Source organism: Rhizobium sp. BIGb0125 (genome assembly GCF_024810055.1).
Lineage (GTDB): Bacteria > Pseudomonadota > Alphaproteobacteria > Rhizobiales > Rhizobiaceae > Agrobacterium.
Genome location: NZ_JANUDV010000007.1, coordinates 304,234 through 324,807, shown reverse-complemented (window position 1 = coordinate 324,807; position 20,574 = coordinate 304,234). Strand labels below are relative to the sequence as shown.

At 54.9% G+C, this 20,574-nt stretch carries 18 protein-coding genes; 13 read left to right on the top strand and 5 right to left on the bottom strand.

Annotated elements, in window-relative coordinates; translation table 11 throughout:
* Positions 1–16: 16 nt before the first annotated feature.
* From M2418_RS20685 to M2418_RS20675, 3 genes are all read right to left on the bottom strand, one after another.
* Positions 17–1,249, bottom strand: coding sequence for a sugar ABC transporter substrate-binding protein (locus M2418_RS20685; RefSeq protein ID WP_259148859.1), 1,233 nt, complete (start codon positions 1,247–1,249; stop codon positions 17–19).
* Positions 1,250–1,322: 73 nt separating this feature from the next.
* On the bottom strand, positions 1,323–2,228 hold the full coding sequence (locus M2418_RS20680; RefSeq protein ID WP_259148858.1) for a sugar phosphate isomerase/epimerase: 906 nt from the start codon (positions 2,226–2,228) through the stop codon (positions 1,323–1,325).
* 12 nt (positions 2,229–2,240) lie between these two features.
* Positions 2,241–3,275, bottom strand: coding sequence for a Gfo/Idh/MocA family protein (locus tag M2418_RS20675; protein WP_250984585.1), 1,035 nt, complete (start codon positions 3,273–3,275; stop codon positions 2,241–2,243).
* Positions 3,276–3,405: 130 nt separating this feature from the next.
* Between M2418_RS20675 and M2418_RS20670 the strand changes: the two genes are divergently transcribed.
* A complete protein-coding gene (locus M2418_RS20670; RefSeq protein WP_259148856.1) occupies positions 3,406–4,419 on the top strand; it encodes a LacI family DNA-binding transcriptional regulator in 1,014 nt (337 codons plus the stop codon).
* 93 nt (positions 4,420–4,512) lie between these two features.
* On the opposite strand, the gene M2418_RS20665 is transcribed toward M2418_RS20670, so the two are convergent.
* Entirely contained in the window at positions 4,513–5,493 is a 981-nt protein-coding gene (locus tag M2418_RS20665) for a sugar phosphate isomerase/epimerase (protein WP_259148855.1), read from the bottom strand.
* Between the two features lie 488 nt (positions 5,494–5,981).
* Here M2418_RS20665 and M2418_RS20660 point away from each other — a divergent pair, with 488 nt between their 5' ends.
* The 5 genes from M2418_RS20660 (at position 5,982) to M2418_RS20640 (ending at position 11,141) form a co-directional block, all read left to right on the top strand.
* Complete coding sequence (locus M2418_RS20660; RefSeq protein ID WP_192489650.1) at positions 5,982–6,923, top strand: D-ribose ABC transporter substrate-binding protein; 942 nt, start codon at positions 5,982–5,984, stop codon at positions 6,921–6,923.
* Positions 6,924–6,992: 69 nt separating this feature from the next.
* Positions 6,993–7,616 carry a DUF2291 family protein gene (locus M2418_RS20655; RefSeq protein ID WP_259148854.1) on the top strand — a complete coding sequence of 208 codons (624 nt, stop codon included), beginning with the start codon at positions 6,993–6,995 and terminating at the stop codon, positions 7,614–7,616.
* Entirely contained in the window at positions 7,613–9,157 is a 1,545-nt protein-coding gene (locus M2418_RS20650; protein ID WP_259148853.1) for a sugar ABC transporter ATP-binding protein, read from the top strand. The genes M2418_RS20655 and M2418_RS20650 overlap by 4 nt, the downstream gene beginning before the upstream one ends.
* Positions 9,154–10,236: an ABC transporter permease gene (locus M2418_RS20645; protein WP_192489653.1), complete on the top strand. Its 1,083-nt coding sequence runs from the start codon at positions 9,154–9,156 to the stop codon at positions 10,234–10,236. Before M2418_RS20650 ends, M2418_RS20645 begins: the two co-directional genes overlap by 4 nt.
* A gap of 95 nt (positions 10,237–10,331) precedes the next feature.
* Positions 10,332–11,141, top strand: coding sequence for a DeoR/GlpR family DNA-binding transcription regulator (locus tag M2418_RS20640; protein WP_192489654.1), 810 nt, complete (start codon positions 10,332–10,334; stop codon positions 11,139–11,141).
* Positions 11,142–11,169: 28 nt separating this feature from the next.
* On the opposite strand, the gene M2418_RS20635 is transcribed toward M2418_RS20640, so the two are convergent.
* Complete coding sequence (locus M2418_RS20635; protein WP_259148852.1) at positions 11,170–12,534, bottom strand: MmgE/PrpD family protein; 1,365 nt, start codon at positions 12,532–12,534, stop codon at positions 11,170–11,172.
* A gap of 111 nt (positions 12,535–12,645) precedes the next feature.
* Between M2418_RS20635 and M2418_RS20630 the strand changes: the two genes are divergently transcribed.
* The 7 genes from M2418_RS20630 (at position 12,646) to M2418_RS20600 (ending at position 20,481) form a co-directional block, all read left to right on the top strand.
* Positions 12,646–13,551 carry a LysR family transcriptional regulator gene (locus M2418_RS20630; RefSeq protein WP_259148851.1) on the top strand — a complete coding sequence of 302 codons (906 nt, stop codon included), beginning with the start codon at positions 12,646–12,648 and terminating at the stop codon, positions 13,549–13,551.
* 35 nt (positions 13,552–13,586) lie between these two features.
* The gene (locus M2418_RS20625; protein WP_192489916.1) at positions 13,587–14,486 is read left to right on the top strand and encodes a LysR family transcriptional regulator; all 900 of its coding nucleotides are present in this window, start codon (positions 13,587–13,589) and stop codon (positions 14,484–14,486) included.
* Positions 14,487–14,661: 175 nt separating this feature from the next.
* Positions 14,662–15,606, top strand: a complete 945-nt coding sequence (locus M2418_RS20620) for an ABC transporter permease (protein ID WP_192489657.1) — start codon at positions 14,662–14,664, stop codon at positions 15,604–15,606.
* Positions 15,603–16,421 carry an ABC transporter permease gene (locus M2418_RS20615; RefSeq protein WP_250984578.1) on the top strand — a complete coding sequence of 273 codons (819 nt, stop codon included), beginning with the start codon at positions 15,603–15,605 and terminating at the stop codon, positions 16,419–16,421. Before M2418_RS20620 ends, M2418_RS20615 begins: the two co-directional genes overlap by 4 nt.
* A complete protein-coding gene (locus M2418_RS20610) occupies positions 16,418–18,046 on the top strand; it encodes an ABC transporter ATP-binding protein (RefSeq protein ID WP_259148850.1) in 1,629 nt (542 codons plus the stop codon). Before M2418_RS20615 ends, M2418_RS20610 begins: the two co-directional genes overlap by 4 nt.
* A gap of 1 nt (position 18,047) precedes the next feature.
* Positions 18,048–18,911 (top strand): class A beta-lactamase-related serine hydrolase, encoded by an 864-nt coding sequence (locus M2418_RS20605; RefSeq protein WP_259148849.1) that lies wholly within the window; start codon positions 18,048–18,050, stop codon positions 18,909–18,911.
* Positions 18,912–18,936: 25 nt separating this feature from the next.
* Positions 18,937–20,481 carry an ABC transporter substrate-binding protein gene (locus tag M2418_RS20600; RefSeq protein ID WP_259148848.1) on the top strand — a complete coding sequence of 515 codons (1,545 nt, stop codon included), beginning with the start codon at positions 18,937–18,939 and terminating at the stop codon, positions 20,479–20,481.
* The last annotated feature ends 93 nt before the right edge of the window (positions 20,482–20,574 follow it).

Here is a 20,574-nt window from a genome sequence, read left to right as displayed (position 1 = left end):
TCAGATGGAAGGCTGGTCAGCCTTCGATCGACTTGATCTTCTCGGCGGCCTGATCAAGCGCCGCCTTGGGCTCCATTTGCCCGGTCAACGCGGCCTGAATGGCATCCTGAATTGCCTTGGAAATCTTGGGCCATTCAGGTGAAGGGCCACGCGGCTGGGCATATTTCAGCTGTTCGACGAATGTCGCCAAGGCAGCGTCCTTGACCGCATTGCCGGTGGGTGGGACCGGCAGATCAGCGCGGGCGGGCAGCTGGCCGAAATCCTTGTACATGGTGGCATCCTTCGACGCGAAGAACTCCAGCGCTTTGAAAGCCTCTTCCGGATGCTGGCTTTTTGAAAAGATCGCCCAGTTATAGTCACCCATAGCCGACGAGCGTTCAGCGCCTTCCTGCGGAACTGGCAACAAGGCCGTGCCCCATTCAAACTTGGCATCGCTCAGCATGCGATCGATTTCCCAAGGGCCTGATATCGCCATGGCGGCGTTGCCGGCATTAAACGTCGCCGTCGAATCCCACTGACTGCGCGTCAGCGTATCGGGCGACGTCAGCTTTTCATCCAGCAACTGTTTCCAGATGGTCAGAGCACGCACGGCACCCTCGCCGTTGATGGCCTTGTAGGATGATCCCCCCATCTGTGCCCATGGCAGAAACTGGAAGGTTCCTTCTTCGTTGGCCTTTGCAGAAAACGTAATGCCATACACATTCTTCGACGGATCATTCAGCTTGCGAGCTGTTTCCACCAGTTCATCCCATGTTTGGGGTGCCTTTTCCGGATCAAGCCCTGCCGCCTTGAACAGGTCCTTGTTGTAATACAGCGCAATTGTGTTGGTGGCCTTCGGCACACCATAATATTTGTCGTCCCAAGTGACCGACTTCAGGGGGCCAGGGAAATAGTTCTCCGGCTTGATCTCTGTCGATCCCTTGATCATGTCTGTCAAATCAAGAAAGGCCCCGCGCGACGCAAACATCGCGTGGTTGGGGTTGTCGATGGCGATGATGTCGGGCGCCTTTCCGGTCGAATAGGCACGCATGGCTTCACTCACGACATCGTCAAACTGGATCTGGCGATATTCGATCTTGATGCCATTATTCTGTGCGTTGAATTCCTTGATCAGATTGGGTGCGGGCTGAATATCGCGATCCAGAGACCACAGGGTCAGCGTTACGTCGTCAGCTTTCGCGGCGAAACCAACAAGCGAAGTACATGTCATGGCCAGTGCAATGGCAATCGAATGCTTTCGGATACCCATAGTTCTCCTCCTTCGGGTTATCTTCACGTCACCTTGCCGATTGCCCGCCTCCTCAGGCAACCGGCCACTCCTGTCAGGTCGGATCGACGACGAAATCGCCTCCTCGCGCCTGTTTCAAATGGTTAAGTGCATGGACCTGACCGGTCATCTCAAGCGCATCGCGGTAGACAGGGTCATGCCAGCCCTCAATGTCGATGGAACCGGACCAGCCAGCGAGACGCAGTTCAGAGATAATATCGGTCCAGTTGCTGTCGCCAAACCCGGGTGTGCGCATAAAAACGAACGGGTGTTTTCCAAAAATTCCGTGCTCACGAATGACATCCCAGCGAATGGTGGCATCCTTTCCATGAACATGGAAAATCTTGTGCGCCCATTTGCGGATCTGCGGCAACGGATCGATCAGATAAACCATCTGGTGGCAGGGCTCCCACTCCAGACCGATATTATCGTCAGGCGTTTCGTTGAAAATCAGCTCCCAGGCGTCTGGATTGTGGGCGATATTCCAGTCACCGGTTGCCCAGTTGCCATCCATGGCACAATTTTCAAAGGCAATTTTGATGCCCTTGTCAGCGGCACGTTTGGCAAGTTCGCTCCATACTTCCCGGTAACGCGGTAGGCTTTCTGGCAATGGCTTGTTTCTGATGCGGCCGGTAAAACCAGCGACGCAGGTCGCACCAAAATAATGGGCGTTATCGATGCAGTCTTTCCAACCTTGCAGGGTTTGCAAATCCAGTTCGGTTTCCTCGAGCGGATTACCGAACATGCCGATCGTTGACATGGTAATATCCCTGTCGCCGATGGCATCGACGCACCGTTTTCCAAGCTCGGCAATATCCTGACCATTGGTCGTCTGCCAGAAAAACGGCTCAAAACTCTCAAAACCCATATCCGCGATCTGCGAAATGCGCTGTGCCGCCTGACCTTTTGTGGCACTGACCATTGTACCAACGCGGATGGAATTCCTGTTCTGTTCGCTCATTGCTGATTCTTCCTATGCTGCAAGATCGACGGATCGGCCAGACCGGGCGCTTTCGATTGCGCCGAACACCATGGCCAAGCTCTTGATGTTGTCCTGCCCGGCCGTTTCAGGGGTACGACCTGTCCGGATTGCCGACAGAAAATCAGCAATGACACTGGCATGCCCATGGGTTTCCTCTTCATTGGCAGGCGGCGGCACCTCAATGGACGTGAAACCGCGCAGCAAGCCATCCTGCACGCCCGCAATAGAAGCACTAAAGGCTTCCTCGCCATCCCAGGTCAGCATTCCCTTCGTGCCGACAAGACGCCAAGTGCCTTCCCAGCTTGTCCGTTCGCCTTCCGCACACCAAGAGCCGCGATAGGTAAACACCACATCATCCGACAGCTGGAACACCGCATTGGCGGAAGCACCATGGGCGTACCACGAGCCCCGGGGGTTTGTTTCAAGGCAATAGACAGAAAGTGGCAGTTTGCCCGAAACATAACGGGCAGCATCGAAGGTATGGATCGCCATGTCCAAAAGCAGCACATTGTCCATTTTTTCACGGAATCCGCCGAAATGCGGACCAATGAAAAAGTCGCAATGAATGGCGGTGATGTCGCCGATCGCACCACTCTCAACAAAGCGACGCATACGCCGCACACCCGATATGAAACGGCGGTTCTGCACGACGGAATGGATTTTTCCGGCGGCCTTCGCAGCTTCAATCAGATCAGCTGCCTCGCTCATCGAGCTCGACATCGGCTTTTCACTCAGCACGTGACAACCATATGCCAGGGCGGTGCGGACAACCGAATGGCGCGCGGCTGGAATGACGATATCAAACACGATATCCGCTCTGGTCTTCTCCAGCACCTCACGCAGGTCTGTTCCTGTAATAACAGGGCCTAAATTGAACTCGTCTGCGAGTGCTCGAGCGACATTCAGGTCAAGGTCAACAAGACCGACCACCGACAGCGCATCCCGCAAGTCTGGTGTGGATTTCACCGCACGAAGCCAGCCCTTGGCCATGGCCCCGCAGCCACACAATACGACGTTGTATGTCAAGATTAACCTCCCTGAGACGTTAGGATTCTCGCCCTCCAGCAAAAACCGTAAACGTTTACGGTAACTATGGACATGTCTGATTTTTTGTCAATACTGTTTGCTGAAACGGTGATGAAAGACGGGTTACAGCATGAAGGGCATTCGCCAACTGGCCGAGCATCTCGACATATCGATCGGCACCGTATCGCGTGCGCTGAACGGCAAGACGGATGTAAATCCTCGGACACGCCAACGTGTTCTCGAGGCCGCAGAAAAACTGGGTTATGTTGCCAACCAGTCGGGCCGCTCTCTCCGCAAGGGTTCAACCGGCGTCATCGGTTTCATGATGCAAACTGGGCCGGAAATCACTGGCCAGGGCGACACGTTTTTCATGAGCGTCTTTGACGGCGTGCAGACGGTGCTGGCTCGTCACAATCTCGATCTTGTCGCGCTGCTCTGCTCCTCATCCGAAGATCCCGACGCCTACCTACAACGCACCGTGGCACGCGGTTTTGCTGATGCCATCATTCTTTCGGCAACCCGGCGAAACGACGCCCGTTTCGAACTGCTCGACCGGCAAAACATCCCGTTCATCTCACTCGGTCGCAGCCTGACCGACGTTGGTCAACCGTGGATCGATCTGGATTTTGAAGGCATGGCCGAAACCGCCATGGAGCGTCTCATCAATGCTGGACACACGGACATCGGTGTCGTCTGGCCGCATGGCGATCTCAATCTGGGTTACATTTTCATCGAACGATGCCGGGAAGTTCTGGCTCGCCATAATCTGACGCTGCGCGATGAATACATCTTTCGCGCCCGCCCCAATGAGGCTGGCGGTTATGCGGTGGCGCAGGAGATAGCTGCCCGGCCGACCCGCCCGACCGCCATTACTCTTGTCAACGAAACGCTGGTGACGGGTCTATACAAAGGCCTGGAAGAAGCAGGCATCAAACCGGGGAAAGATATCGCCATCATCGGCCGCCACAGTCCGCACACCCAGTTTCTGTCTCCGGCATTAACGGGCTTCAGCCTTTCGCTACACGACCTCGGCGTCAGCCTTGCCGAGGGTCTGCTGTCTGTTATGCCTGCCTACAAGGATATCTATCCGGCCACCTACCGCCGCGTCTGGCCAATGGCCCTGATCGAGGGGGAAAGCGGCTAGACTGTTGGTTAAAAGATATAAATGTAAAAAGCCCGACCTTACGGCCGGGCTTTGATATGCAGAAAGCGAAATCGAACCGTTACTTGCACGCCATTACATGGCGCCGAACAATGCTTTCTGGGCGATTTTCAAGGCACCAATCGCGTCATGACGGCTCTGCGCCTCTCTCAATGCATCAACATCAAGCGCGGCAAGCCCTTTGTCGGCGGCCTTGAGGAAATCAATGGCGTGGTTGGCCGTTGCAACACTGTCTTCGCGGAACGGGAACTGATCCAGCTGCCAGACGCCTTCCCACTTGTTCTTGCGGAGAACGTAGAAAAACTCAAACAGTTCAATTGGATGAAGGCTGCCAGCAACCAGATCGTCATCCCATGAACGATAGTTGTCGTTGACGTCCATACCGAACAGACGACCATAATCGATTGCAAGCTGTGCACTGTCGGCAGCAGACTCACCGCCCATGATGGCGTGGCCAAAATCGAGAAGAATGCCAACATTCGGCAGGCCGATTTTCTCGATACCGAGCAGTGTACGTGCCACAGAACCAAAGCTCATGCGCACGCGTGGTTCCCGCGGTTTGTATTCGATCACGAATTTCAGATCGGGGTTTTCGCTGGCAAGCTGGCCGACCCCATCAAGCGAGTGCTTCCACAATGTGCCGTAATCAACCTGGAACGGATAGTCCCAGCCATCCTGACCCGGCCAAAGCTTGACATAATCAGCACCGAAATAACGAACCTGATCACAGGCTTCTGTAACCAGTTCATGGGTTCGTCTGCGAACACCGGCATCCGGGTTGGTGAATGAGCCTTTGACGAATTCACGGGTATAGATCTCTGGCGTAATACCGATGACGCCCAACTTGTTACGATCCAGCGCCTCTTTAACCTGCGCATTGGAAAAGTCACCGCCGAAGAATGGATAGTTGATATCGACAACCGACAGATCAGCAACCTGACCTGCCAGGTCAATCGCCTCGATAACACTGCGCGGTGCACCATATCCATCCGTGGCATAACGATCGAGATAGGTGGCGAAGTGCCAGATACCGGCGCCAAAACGTTGTGTTGTCATAGGTTTCCTCCATGTATGTGAATATTTGGGCGCGCGCCTTCTGCAGACGGCAACGTAAAATCAGATGTGATGACGAGACAGTGTCAAAGCAGATCGAAATGAAACGAAACCGACATCGCACAGCGGGCGATTGAAGTCCGACCGACCCCTGACAGCGATACACGTATCTGTTTGCAAACGAACCGGCACAATCCACTCCTCCCAGAGGTGGCAACCACATCAAAGCACTAAACGGCTTTTGAATGCTTTCGATTTATTTCATTTGATTGAACAAATCGCATGAAACACCAAAGCGTTCAAGTGAATTATTGCCCCACCAAACCATAACGAAAGAGAGAGCGCCGCCTTACATCCTATCAGTGCATGTTGGGTCATCAATTTTGCGAAAAACCGCAAATCTCAAAAATATATTGACATCAAACGAAAGTAATCGATAGTTTAAACCTCGAAAAACCGCTGGAGGGTGGTTTTGACAACGGGAGGTCTCCATGAAACTGACGAAACGTCTTTTGATGTCCGTCGTCGCGCTCGGCATTGCCGGTGCGATGTCTGGCGTGGCTTTAGCCGCCGATACTATCGCAATCATTACACCAAGCCATGACAACCCATTCTTCAAGGCTGAAGCGGATGGCGCTGCAGCCAAGGCGAAAGAACTGGGTTATGCCACTATGGTTCTGGTCCACAATGATGACGCCAACAAGCAGAACGAACTGTTCGACAGCGCTATCGCAGCTGGCGTAAAAGCCATCATTCTCGACAATGCCGGTGCAGACGCCTCGGTTGCGGCAGTCCAGAAGGCCAAGGACAAGGGCATACCTTCTTTCCTGATTGACCGCGAGATCACCACAGCCGGCGTTGCCGTATCGCAGATCGTTTCCAACAACTATCAGGGTGCACAGCTTGGCGCGGAAGAGTTCGTCAAGCTGATGGGTGAAAAGGGTAATTATGCCGAACTTCTCGGCAAGGAATCCGACACCAATGCCGGCATTCGTTCGCAGGGATATCACGACGTGATCGACCAATATTCGGACATGAAGCTGGTTGCCAAACAGACGGCAAACTGGTCGCAGACCGAAGCTTACACTGTTATGGAATCGATCCTGCAGGCGCATCCTGACATCAAGGGCGTGATCTCCGGCAACGACACCATGGCCATGGGCGCTTATGCAGCACTTGAAGCCGCTGGCCGCAAGGACGTTATCGTCGTTGGTTTCGATGGTTCGAACGACGTTCGTGACTCCATCAAGAAGGGTGGCATCAAGGCAACCGTTCTTCAGCCCGCTTACCAGCAAGCACAGCTGGCTGTTGAACAGGCTGACAAGTTCATCAAGACCGGCTCCACAGGCCTTGAAGAAAAGCAGTTGATGGATTGCATTCTCATCAACGCTGACAATGCCGAAAAGCTCGAGACATTCGCGCTGACGCAGTAAAACCTGCCTCGCCATCCGGGGTGCCTGAGCACCCCGGATGTTTGCCCGCTTTTAAAAGTTCGGATCGCCATGAAAATCACAACCCTTGTTGCGGTGAGCCTGCTTGCCGTGTCCGTTTCAGGCTGCAAACTGGTCAAGACCAACAAAGACGACGCGACAGGCGCCGCGGCAGAACCGATTGCAGAACTGGTCGAAACGACATTTGATGCCAAGCTGGTACCAGCGCTGTCACAGAAGGCCGTGGATCTCACGCAACTTCGCGACGCCATCAAGTCCGGTCTCGACAAGGCTGGGGAGAGCCATGGCGTAAGAGTTGGCGGCGCTGGCGGCGGCTGGAACTTCGCGGTCAAGGGAACAGCAAACGTTATCAACGAAAACCGCGCATCCAAAGCAGCCGTCGCAGATATCGACATTGATGGTGATGGAAAGGCCGACGCGACCCTGCAACTGGGACCGGTCGTCAAGGGGTCGGCCTTGCGCGATACGACTGCACTTTATGATTTCTCCACATTCCGTGACCAGATCGAATATGCCCGACTTGGCCGCGCCCTCAACGACAAGGCCGTTTCCAAACTGCCCACTGCTGACACGCCGCTGAAGGGTAAAAAGATCAATTTCCTCGGCGCTGTGGTCATTCGCTCGGCAACCGAACAGCCACTGATCATGCCAGTCTCCATCGAGGTGGCACAATGAGTGCGGTTGCAGCAGTCGAACCGCATCCGATCGGCCTGTCCATCCGCAATGGCTCAAAAATCTATCCCGGAACCCAGGCACTCAAGAACGTCGACTTTGACCTGCGATTGGGTGCGGTCAACGTTCTCGTCGGCGAAAACGGCGCCGGAAAATCAACGCTTATGAAAATCATAGCGGGCGTTGAACAACTGAATGGCGGCTCCATCGAACTGGATGGTAAGTCGGTTGTTTTTACCGACAAAACGGATGCCGCCAAACATGGCGTCGGCATTGTTTTTCAAGAACTCAACCTGTTCCCCAACCTGACGGTCGCGGAAAACATCTTCGTTGGTCACGAAAAGACCAGGGCTGGCATTCATATCGACAGGGCTGCACAGACCAGTGCCGCCAGAGCGCTGATGAAGCGGCTGGAACAGAATATCGATCCCGACACGCCGCTCGGTAACCTGCGGATCGGTCAGCAGCAGATCGTTGAAATTGCCAAGGCACTGGCGGAAAATGCCCGCATTCTCATTCTCGATGAGCCAACATCGGCCCTTTCTGCGGCCGAAGTCGAGGTGCTGTTCAGGGTCATCAACGACCTAAAAAAACAAGGCGTTGGAATTGTTTACATCTCCCACCGGTTGGAAGAGCTTATTCGCATAGGCGACTATATAACCGTCCTACGTGATGGCGTTATCACCGGATCGCGCTCGATGAAGGGCGTGGACATCCCCTGGATCGTTGCCAACATGATCGGCAGCGCATCTAAAGAGTTTCCCAAAACCGTTGAGCACGAGCTGGGCGACGAAGTGTTTCGTGTTGAAAACATCTGCCTGCCGAGCCCGGCTGGCGGTTATGCCGTTGATCACATGTCGCTGACGGTCAGAGAAGGTGAAATCGTCGGGCTTTACGGCCTGATGGGCGCCGGCCGTTCGGAACTGCTTGAGTGCATCATGGCACAGCATCCGAATTCGTCCGGCCAGATGTTCATTTCGGGTAAACCACTCAAGGAACAAAGTGTCTCCGGGCGCATCCGTCGCGGTCTTGCTCTGATCCCTGAGGATCGCAAACGCGACGGACTCGTGCAGATCATGACAATCCGGGAAAACCTGACGATGTCGTCTCTTTACGACTTCACGCGCGGGTTTCACCTGAGCCTCAAGGCAGAGGCCGCCAAGGCTGCCGAATTCGTCAAGCGCATGGCGATCAAGATCGCCAGCATGGAACATCCAGTTTCCAGCCTGTCCGGCGGCAACCAGCAAAAGGTCGTTATCGGCAAGGCGCTGATGACGAAACCGAAAATCCTTCTGATGGATGAGCCTTCTCGCGGCATCGACATCGGCGCCAAGGCGGAAATTTTCCGCACCATGCGGCGCCTGGCCGGTGATGGCTTGGGCATCCTTTTTGTCACATCCGATCTGGAGGAGGTTCTGGCCCTTTCCGATCGCATTCTCGTCATGGCGAATGGCCGGCTGACTGGACAATTTCCAGCTGGCGCCAACGCAGCGGATGTCGTTTCGGCGGCAACTCCCAATCTTAAAAAGGTTGAAACACTATGAGCAGCATCGACACCTCGGGCAACGTCAAAACCGTCACTGGAGTGTCAACGTCCAGAACCTCTGCATTGCTGCTACTTTTGCACATGCGGACATTCGTGGCTCTCATTCTGGTGTTTACCTTCTTTGCCATCGCCGCTCCCAACTTCCTGAGCATGGGCAATATGGTGATCATTTCCAAGCACGTTGCGCTGAATGCATTGCTTGCTATCGGAATGACCTTTGTCATCATCGCTGGTGGCATTGACCTGTCAGTCGGCTCAATTGTCGGCCTCTGCGCCATGGTCGCCGGATATCTGGTGCTTTACGGCATTGATCTCGGCTTCCTCGGCATTGGGTACAGCCTGCAGTTTAATACGATCGAAATCTGCCTTATCGTGCTAGTCGTGGGTGTCTTTATCGGCTCAATAAACGGGTTCCTGATAACCAAATTGAATGTGGCGCCGTTCATCGCCACGCTCGGCACGCTCTATGTCGCGCGCGGTGCAGCACTTCTGTTCTCCGAGGGCCGGACATTCCCAAACCTTTCCGGCAATCCGGAGTATGGGTCTGACACTTTCCGCATCATCGGTTCCGGCACGTTTCTCAGCTTTCCGGTCTCTGTGTGGATCATGGTGGTGGTGGCGCTGGGCGCGGCCTATCTTGCCAGCCGTACCCCGCTTGGCAGGCACATCTATGCCGTTGGCGGCAATGAGCGCGGCGCGGCCCTGTCCGGCGTGAACGTCGATCGTATCAAGCTGTTCGTGTACATGTTCTCAGGCCTGTGTGCCGCATTTGTCGGCCTCATCATCTCCTCGCAACTGCAGGCAAGCCACCCGGCAACCGGTGAGACCTTCGAACTGAATGCCATCGCGGCAGCTGTCCTTGGCGGAACATCCATGTCGGGTGGTCGCGGTCGTATCGCAGGCACCATCGTTGGCGCCTTCGTCATCGGCATCCTCGCGGATGGGCTTATCATGATGGGCGTTTCGTCCTTTTGGCAAACCGTCATCAAGGGTCTGGTCATCATCGCCGCCGTGGTTGTCGACCAGGTGCAGCAGAAACTGCAAGCACGCGTGGTGTTGCAGCAGAACGCCAATTGAGGATTTGATGCTACCAGATCGATACTGTAAGTATCCGATAAAAAGGAATCGAATAATTTCGATTGGTTGCGATTCAGGAGCTTAGGTAAGTCCAAATGGAAGCGAAAGACGAGCAAGATGCTTCGGAGTCGATGATCGGGCTTTTATCCGAGCCAAGACGTCGCCGCATTCTTGAATGGCTTCAAGAAGAAGGCTCCGCCCGCGTCAGAGAGTTGGCGGCCGCCTTCCACGTATCAGAAGCAACCATCCGTCAGGACCTTGAAAGGCTCGAAAACGAAGGTTTCATCACGCGCGAGCATGGTGGCGCCTATCTCAATACGGTCGCACCACAAACCGGCACCATGACCCTGTACCATCAGGAAAACATGGACAAAAAGCGCCGCATTGGCGCCCTTGCTGCAAGCCTTGTCAAGGATGGCGAAACGCTGATCCTTGATGCCGGCACGACAACAACGGAAATTGCAACACGCCTGACCAACCGCCGTGATCTGACCTTGATCACCAACGCGCTCAACATCGCAATCATATTGGGTGCTGTGCCATCATTTGCGGTGCACATGCCCGGCGGGCAATTCAAATCCCCCACGCTTTCGCTTTCGGGTGACAAGTCAGTCGAATATTTCCGCAACATTTTTGCGGGCAAGCTGTTTCTCGCCACAGCCGGTGTGGCACTGGATGCCGGGCTGACCTATCCAAGCTTTGCCGACCTTCAGTTAAAGGAAGCGATGATAAAAGCGGCGGCCCATGTTTACCTCGTGGCGGATTCGACCAAGATCAACAAATCGTCGTTCACGCGCCTTGGTTCTCTCGACGTGATCCATTCCTTCGTTACAGATGATGGCATTTCAGACCGCGACGCCCGCGAATTTGAGAAACGCGGCATCGAAGTCCTGATCGCGAAGTAAGCCGCAAATCTACCCTTTCGCTCAACACCTATCTGCGCAGAGAGTGGCTGACCTCTGCCCATAGGGATCGAAATGACGTCGCATCTTCAATGTCCATAAGTTGTTGCCAGGCATCACTGTGAGCATTCAGGCCAGCCCATCTCAGGCAATCTGCAAATTTCATCTGCCGTTGAGCGCTGCAGAGCGGCTTCTGAATTGAGCCATCTGCATGCAATCTCTCGATTTTGAGATGCCGTCCGTCATTCAAGTGAATGTCGACCTGATGCGGTAACCGCTCCGTGCCAACCTCTTCGGCAGCGGTGTAAGCCGACATGGATATCAGCGGCATCAACTGGCGAATGTCCGTACGAAAGATGGCAGACGGTGTAAAATCACCAAGAGACAGCCTGCCGTGAACAAGTGCGGTCGCCAGGCAATACTGCATTGAAAAACGTGCCTGCATTTCATCGCGCGGGTCGGGATAGGTCAGATTATCCATCGCGGAAATGCCGACCTTGGTGTTGATGGACCTGATATCTTCCGCCCGAAATCCGTGCTGATCCTGCAACTCGCGCGCTGCGTCGATAGCGCGGTGTGTTGAAGCACAGCACGGGTGCTGCTTGGTCACCAGCCCACGTGTTTCGATGATGTGGTCGTGACCGAATGAAAGCGCATCCCAACCGGCTGCGGCATCGCCACCGAACAGATCTTTGAAACCCTGTGATCTCTCGAAAATATCAAGCCGTCCTGCAACACCGGCCTTTGCAAGCAATGCCGCCTCAACCGCGTTGCGTGCCGCCAGCCCCGCATGCAGCGGTTTGGCGGGTGTTCCGAACTGTCCCTTTGGCCCGCAGGCAGAACTCGTAGCAATACTCATTGCCTGCGCAATCTGGTCCCTGCCCAGTCCCAACAAAACGGCGACACCAGCCGCCGCACCGATTGCACCAACAGTCGATGTACCGTGCCAGCCCCTGTTGTAATGCGAGGGGATAACACCGAAACCAACCGCCGCCTGCGCCTCCAAGCCAGCCAGATAGGCATGGACAAATTGCCTGCCAGTTATCCCATAGTCGGCGGTTGCGAGGGAAAGCAGGGCTGGCACCAGAACTGCAGATGCATGTGCACGGGCAGGATGGAAATTATCATCAAAATCAAGGCAGTGCGCGGCGGTACCATTGATCAGGGCGGCGACTGAAGCCGATGCTTTTGACCCGTCGACCAATGCCGAGCCACCATGCTCACTGATATCACCGGCAAAGGCGAACATCACGGCGCGTGGTGTCTCATCATTGGCACCCGCCAACATACAGCCAATCGTATCGACAATAGCGTCCGTGGCTCGTTGCAACGCCAATGCCGAAAATCTTTTACGGTCGGAAAGCTGAGTAGCGATTTTTTCAATTACGGTCGTCATTGACGAATGCCTTTTCAGCGGATTTCTTAGTGCCGTGAAAATGTGCGTTTTGGCTAGGGCGCGCAATCTTATGCGGTTTACGGGTCGCTCTATTCAATTTCGGGAGAAGAAATGACGGAGGATAGCGACGTCACGATCAGCATCCGGCACATCCATGCCTATGATGCGATTGCCGCAACAGGCTCCACCATTGCAGCCGCCGGTGAGCTTGGCGTTTCCCAATCAAATGTCAGCAGATTGCTGCAGCAGCTTGAGCTTTATCTTGGCGTCCGGCTGTTTGAGCGTGATAAGAACAGGCTTTCCCCCACGCGAGAAGGCTTACAAATAGGGCCCCAAATCCGGGCGATTTCTGACCGACTGACGTCTCTGAAGGTCATGGCACAGGACCTAGAACATGGACGTTCGCAGGAAATCCCGTTGCGACTGGCTTTTCCCGCCAGTCTGTCCGTGACACTGGTGCCCCGCCTGATCAAACGCCTCCTTAGAGAGAACGGACCCGCACGTATCGAGGTGAAGTCAGGCAATTACCTGAGCATTGAACGTATGATTGCAGATGATGAGGCCGACATCGGCTTTACGCGCTTGCCGGAATCCACCGCCGGCCTGAAACATGAGCGCGTGCTTCCGTCGCGGAATATTTGCGTCTTGCACCGTGACCATCCGCTTTCTCGCCGTGACGGGCTGACAGTCACGGACCTCAAGGGCAACGACCTGATCCTGCTCAACCGCGCACGACCTGTGCGCCATGAGTTGGAGGCCCTCCTCTACAATCAGGGTCTCAGACAGCGCCCCGCCATCGAGGCGCATTCGGTTGGTTGTGCCTGTGCACTTGCGGCGGAAGGACTGGGAATTGCTGTTGTGGGTGAACTCATTGCCAGGGAATACACCGAACTGCCCTTGGCATTTGTACCACTGGAACCCGCTTTGACAGTCAATTATGCCCTCATCAGCAGTGAGCGCGCCCCACTTTCCAAAGTTGCGGTTGCCTTTCTACGCTGTCTGGAAGATTGGATGTAACTCTTGGGTTTAATGGTGAAGGAACGCCTCCGATGATCAATTTCCGGCAGTTGGAGGTGTTGAAAACCCTGCTTGCAACAGGCTCGACAATTGCGACGGCCAAAAGCATGAACCTCAGCCAATCGGGCGTCAGCAGGCTGTTGCAACAGCTTGAATCGGACCTGTCTCTGACGCTTTTTGCACGCGACAAGGGCCGGCTTATCCCCACGCCCGAAGCCTTGATCCTTGCAAAAGATGCCGAAAATGTGCTGCTCGGTATTGAGCGATTTTCCGAACTGGCAGACGACTTGCGCACCGGCGTTTCAGGTCCTGATCTGGTGCGTATGGGCCTGCCCAGCAGCATGTGGGAAAATTTTGCCCCCGCCGTTCTCGCTGAATATGGGCGCAACTTTCCCAATGTGCGCATCGAAACCTTTTTCGAAACAACCACATCCATCACCCGTATGATCGAGCAGCGGGTCATCGATTTCGGCTTCCTGAGATATGAGGGGGAAATACCCACAAGTATCACCATGGAGCCCGTTGCACGTGGCGTCAGTGTCTGCGTCATGCACAAGGACCACCCGCTGGCGGCCAAGAAAGAGATCGGGCCGAAGGATTTACGTGGTGAACCATTGATCATGTTGGGACGGCAACGCCCCCAGCGTGTGATGCTCGACAATACGTTCCAACGCGCTGGCGTGCGCCAGAATGTCAGGATCGAAACTCACAGCAATAGCTCGGCTTGTGCCTATGCCGCGCATAATCTCGGCGTCGGTATCGTCAGCAGTTTTTATGCGAATCTCTACCCTCACCTGCCGATTGTTCAGCGCCAGTTCGTGCCTGTTGCGACACAGGAGTTTGGCTTGGCAAAACCAGCTGGAGTTCCACCATCACTTGCCACACAGGCATTGATGGACACACTCAAACAGCAGATAGATATCTCACAAAAATAAGCGTTTACAAAAATTTATGCAGATTTTCACCCCGTCTGCATCACTGCGACAATATGCATAAACCTATGACAAAAATGCATAATATTGCGCAATTTTTCCATATCGCTCATAGTCCGGAAAAATTGGAACAATGGATAGCCGCCTAAAAAACGGCATGTCCAGTTCAGGGGAACATATGCTTCGATTTATCTTAAATCGCCTATTCATGGCGTTGCCGACCGTGCTGATCGTATCGATCACCGTGTTTGCATTGATCCGTTTTATTCCCGGCGATCCGGCAGCGTTGATGCTGGGCGACATGGCTCAGCCAGAGCAGATCGCCGAAATGCGTACCGAATTGGGCTTGGACAAGTCCATGCCGGAACAGTTCCTCATCTGGGGACAGAATGTTCTTGCTGGTGACTTCGGAAAGTCCATCGTCAACGACGAACCGGTCTTAGAACTTGTTGTTTCACGCTTCATCATCAGTGCGGAAATCGTGCTGATTGCGGTCGCGCTTGCCAGCCTGATTGCAGTTCCGGCCGGCGTGATCGCTGCCTGGAAACAAAACAGCATTACCGACCTTGCGTTGGTTGGAACGGCAACGGTGCTGCTTTCCATCCCGACATTCTGGCTCGGTCTGCTGCTGCTGTTATTTTTCGGCCTCAAGCTCGGCTGGCTGCCTGTGCTCGGTTATGTCTCGATGTCTGAAAACTTCACGGCTGGCCTGCTTTACATCGTCCTGCCCATCATGACTCTTGTCATCCATGAGGCCGGTGTCCTGATCCGCATGGCGCGCGCATCGACTTTGGAAGTTTTGCGGCTTGATTACATCACCCACGCCAGAGCCAAGGGACTGTCCGAAAGCGCCGTTTTATGGAAACACGCGTTCAAGAACGCATTCGGCCCTACCTGGACGATGATCGGCCTGATCCTCGGCAATTTACTCGGCGGTATCGCGGTCATCGAAACTGTATTCACCATTCCCGGCCTTGGCCGTCTGATGGTCGACAGCATTTTCCAACGTGATTACCCGGTTATTCAAGGCTGCCTTTTGTTTGTCGCCCTCTCCTACGTCGTGGTCAATCTTATCGTTGACCTGCTTTATCCTCTTTTCGATCCGCGCGTGGTGGCCGAATGAAAAAGCTTACATTCAATGCCGCCATTGGCGGAACGCTCATCACCGTCCTGCTGCTCGCAGCTCTGACAGGTCTGTTCTGGACACCTTACGATCCGATGAAACTGAGCTTCACCGCCCGTTTGGCGGCACCCGGTGCAGAACATTGGCTTGGTACCGACGAATTTGGACGTGATGTGCTGAGCCGCATCATTGTCGGCGCACGCGCCAGCGTCTGGATCGGCTTTCTGACGGTCAGTTTCGCCGTGTTTTTTGGTTCGCTCATTGGCCTGATCAGCGGTTATGCCCGCGGCTGGGTGGATGGCGTCATCATGGCCGTCAACAATGCACTGCTGGCCTTTCCCGGCATTCTGCTGGCGCTCGGTCTTCTCGCCGTGTTTGGTGCCAACCAATACGGAATCATTTTTGCGCTCGGTATTGCCTACACACCCTCCATGGCCCGCGTTGTCCGTGGTGCCGTGCTGTCACTTCGCGAGCGTGAATTTATCGAGGCGTCGCGCGTAATGGGCAACAGTGAACTCTTCACGATGTTCCGCCACATCCTGCCCAACTGCGTTGCGCCGATCACCGTATTGGCAACTTCAATGTTCGGCTGGGCCATTCTGTCGGAAAGCGCGCTCAGTTTTCTTGGTCTCGGTGTACCGCCACCTGCACCAACCTGGGGCAATATGCTGGCCGCTGGCCGCCCCTTCATTGAGCAAGCGGTGTGGCTCGGTCTTTTCCCTGGCCTTTGCATTGCACTCACCCTTCTTGGAATCAACCTCCTGGGCGATGCGCTGCGCGACAAACTCGACCCACGTATGAGGGGCCTTAAATGACGGAACAAAATCTTATCAGCGTTCGCGACCTGTCACTTCAGGTCTCCCACACCGGCATCGAAGTGGTGAAGAATGTCAGTTTCGACATCAAATCCGGCGAGATCTTCGGCATCGTTGGCGAAAGCGGCTCCGGCAAGACACTTGCCACACGTGCACTGATTTCGCTTCTGCCGCCTGTCATCAAGGCAACCGGTGGCACGATCATGTATAAGGGTCGTGATACCCTGACGATGACCAGCCGCGACTTGCGCGCCATGCGCGGTGCGGAAATCGGCGTGGTGTTTCAGGAACCGATGACATCGCTCAATCCATCGATGACCATTGGTAAGCAGCTTGAGGAAGGTCTTGTCCTTCACACGACGCTGTCACCGGAAGAACGCCGCAAACGTATTCTCGACATGTTGCAACGTGTCGGCATTCGTGACCCTGAAGGAGCACTGACATCCTGGCCCCACGAATTTTCAGGCGGCATGCGCCAGCGTATCATGCTGGCATCGGTCATGCTTCTGAAGCCTGCCCTGTTGATTGCCGATGAGCCGACCACTGCGCTTGATGCGGTGATCCAGCGTGACGTCATGGAATTGATGGTGGAACTGACCCGCGCCGAAGGCACGGCCGTTCTGCTCATCAGCCACGATTTACCGATGGTCGCCCGTTATACCAGCCGTCTTGTGGTGATGGAAAAAGGTGTCATCGTCGAGCAAGGCACGACGGAAGATATTCTGCAGAAGCCGCAACATCCCTACACAAAAAAGCTGCTGTCCTCGCTGCCGTTTCGCAGTGAAGCACGCGTACTGGCGGCTGACGCCAAGCCGATGGTCAGCGCCCGCGACATCATCGTCGATTATCCCGGGCGCAAGGGTTTCCTGAAAAAGGCAGCACCGAAACGCGCACTGCATGGTGTCAGCGTTGACATTCATGAGGGTGAGGTTGTGGCTCTGGTCGGTGGCTCAGGCTCCGGCAAGACAACGCTTGGCCGCACCATTGCCGGACTTGTCAAGGAAAGCAGTGGCCAGATCCTGTTTGGTGGCCGCAGCCGCGATGCTGATTGGAACGACTACCGCCTGAACTGCCAGATGGTTTTTCAGGACCCCTACTCGTCTCTCGATCCACGCATGACCATTCTTGCATTGGTCGAAGAAGCACTGCGTCTGGTGCCCGATATCGACAAGGCAGGAAAAAAGAAGCGTGCTTACGAGACGCTGGAAGAAGTCGGTCTGAACAGCAGCTATGCCAGCCGTTATCCGCACGAACTGTCCGGCGGCCAGCGTCAACGCGTTGCCATAGCCCGCGCAATCGCACGCCGTCCCAAATTCCTGATCGCCGACGAACCGGTTTCAGCACTTGACGTAACCGTCAGGGCGCAGGTTCTCGACCTCTTCTCAAATCTGCAGAAACGTTACGGGTTTTCGTGCCTGTTCATCAGCCACGATCTCGGCGTGGTCGAGCAGGTGGCTGACCGCGTCATCGTCATGCAGGACGGACGCATCATCGAGCAAGGTGATCGTGACACCATCTTCGACAACCCGAAGGAAGCCTACACACGGCGTCTCCTTCAGGCAATTCCTGCTCTCGACCTCAACGAAAATGGTGGAGTGCAACTGAAATGGCGACTGGAGGCATAAAATGGACATGAGTGTAAACACCGCTACTGCGGCAACCGCGCTTGAGGAAATTTGCAACGCGCAGCCTTTCACCACCCGTTTCATGGTGTGCAATCTTCTGACGGGTGAAACCATCGGTCGCGGTGAAAATGAAGAAACACCGTCTGCCAGCACCCGCAAGACATCCATCATGATGGCAGCCCTCAAAGCAGTGCATGAAGGCCGTCTCGATCTGGACGAGCAGATTGTCTACGAGCAACGTTTTTCCGAGGAAGTCGCCAGCGGCATGTTCCGCTACCTGACGCCTGGCATCGTCATCTCGCTGCGTGATGCTATTACCGGCATGATGGTGCTGAGTGACAATGTCTGCACCAAGATGGTGTTCGAGCGACTGCAGTTGTCGGAAGTGGACAGCTATTGCAAGTCAATCGGCATGAGCGGAACGCATCACCGTTTCCTCATTCCGCCATTGGCCCTGTCGCCGGATCACACTTTGGGTTCGGTGACGACAACCACGGCACGCGATCAGGTGTTTCTGCTGCAGACAATTCTTGATGCGCAGACGTCACCGGAAGCTGCGGAACTGCTCGGCTCATCCATGGAGCTGTGTGCCTACGCGCTGCAAACGCTCAAAAATCAGATCCTGCGTTACGCCATTCCATCACGCCTGCCATTCGGCACCTTGGTCGCTCACAAGGGCGGAACGGGCAAACGCGGCCGTATGAATGCCGGCATCGTTTACCGCGATGGCGCGCCTTTCTACATCATCGCCGCTTTCACCGATCAGGTGCCACAGGCCATGGCCGACGGAACGCCGGGCTACACCGTATCACTAGAAACGATCGGCAGACTTTCACGCATCTGCTGGGACCAATTCCAGCAATAAACTCAATCACAAAAGAGGGTAGAACATGAAAAAGATACTGCTTGCAGGTACCGTCCTGCTCACCATGGCCAATATGGCTGTCGCCCGCGACATCGTCGTGGCGCAAAGCTCGGATTTGCGCAGCAACAATCCCGGCGTCAATCGCGACGGCAATACCGATGGCGTTATCCTGCACATCGTTGAAGGCCTTGTCGGCTACGCCAACAATGGTGAAGTCAAGCCACTTCTCGCCAAGAGCTTCGAAACCTCCGATGACGGCCTGACCTATACGTTTACTCTTCGCGACGGCGTGAAGTTCCACAATGGCAAGACGCTGACCGCTGAAGACGTGGTGTGGAACTGGAACCGCTATATGGACCCGGCCACCAAATGGACCTGCGTTGGTGATTTTGACGGTAGCCGCATCGTCCACGTTACCGGCATCAAGGCTGTGGACGCCAACACCGTTACCATGACCCTTGAAAAGCCTTCGGCGGTTTTCCTCGGCCTGATGTCGCGTCCTGAATGCGGTTACACCGGCATGATCTCGCCCGACTCTGTTGCTGCTGATGGCACCTTCAAGGAGCCAATCGGCACCGGTCCCTTCAAGTGGAACGAGTGGAAGAAGGGAGAATATATCCGCCTCGCCAAGTTCGATGATTATGTCTCACCGGAAAATGATGGCAAGGCAGATGGCATGGTGGGCTCTAAGCGCCCGCTGGCTGACGGCATCAAATTCATGGTCATTCCTGATGCATCCACGGTCAAGGCTGGCCTGCAGTCTGGCGTTCTGGACACTGCCGAAATCTCGCCGGACCTGATCCCCGAATTCAAGTCGAACGACAAGACCCAGCTGATCGTTTCGCCGAACAACGGCAAGAACCTGTTCTACATCCAGACCCGTGACCCGGTTTTGAGCAAGCCAGGCGTTCGCCGTGCCATGGCCATGGCGCTTGATCTCGACCAGCTCGTTATGGCGGCTTCGAATGAAACCGGCCATGCCAACGGTTCCATGGTTGCCGAAGACTCCATCTACTACAGCGACGTTCAGAAAAAACGTCCCGCCTACGATCTGGAAGCCGTGAAGAAAGAACTGGCAGAAGCCGGTTACAAGGGCGAGCAGATCAACATCATCGCCAACAAGCGCGGTAACGTGCCGAGCTTCCCCGCCGCTGTGATGGCGCAGGCCATGATGCAGGCGGCAGGTCTTAACGTTCAGATCGAAGTTCTCGATTATGCAACACAGGTGGATCGCCGTCGTTCCGGCAATTATCAGGTTATTTCGCAGTCGGTAGCGCCACGTCTCGACCCGGCACTGATGTACAGCTTCTATGTCGGTGACAAGGACAAGAACGCATCGCTGATGTGGGACAATCCAAAGGCCATCGAACTGATGAACGCCGCCTATGTCGAAACCGACCAGACCAAGCGCCAGGCGATTTTCGATGAATTCCATGAGCTGATGCTGGCTGAAATGCCCGGCATTTTCCTCTACGATATGATCGACGTCTGGGGCGCAACCGCCAAGCTTCGCGGTGAGCCAGTGTGGCAGTCGAACGCCCGTCTTTGGGAAGTATCGATCGCAGATTGATCCGCACCTTCAGGACGTCAGCGATGATCTGACGTCCTGAACAACTCAACCACAAGAACAGATGCAATGGCGGGCGTTAGTCCGCCATCCAGA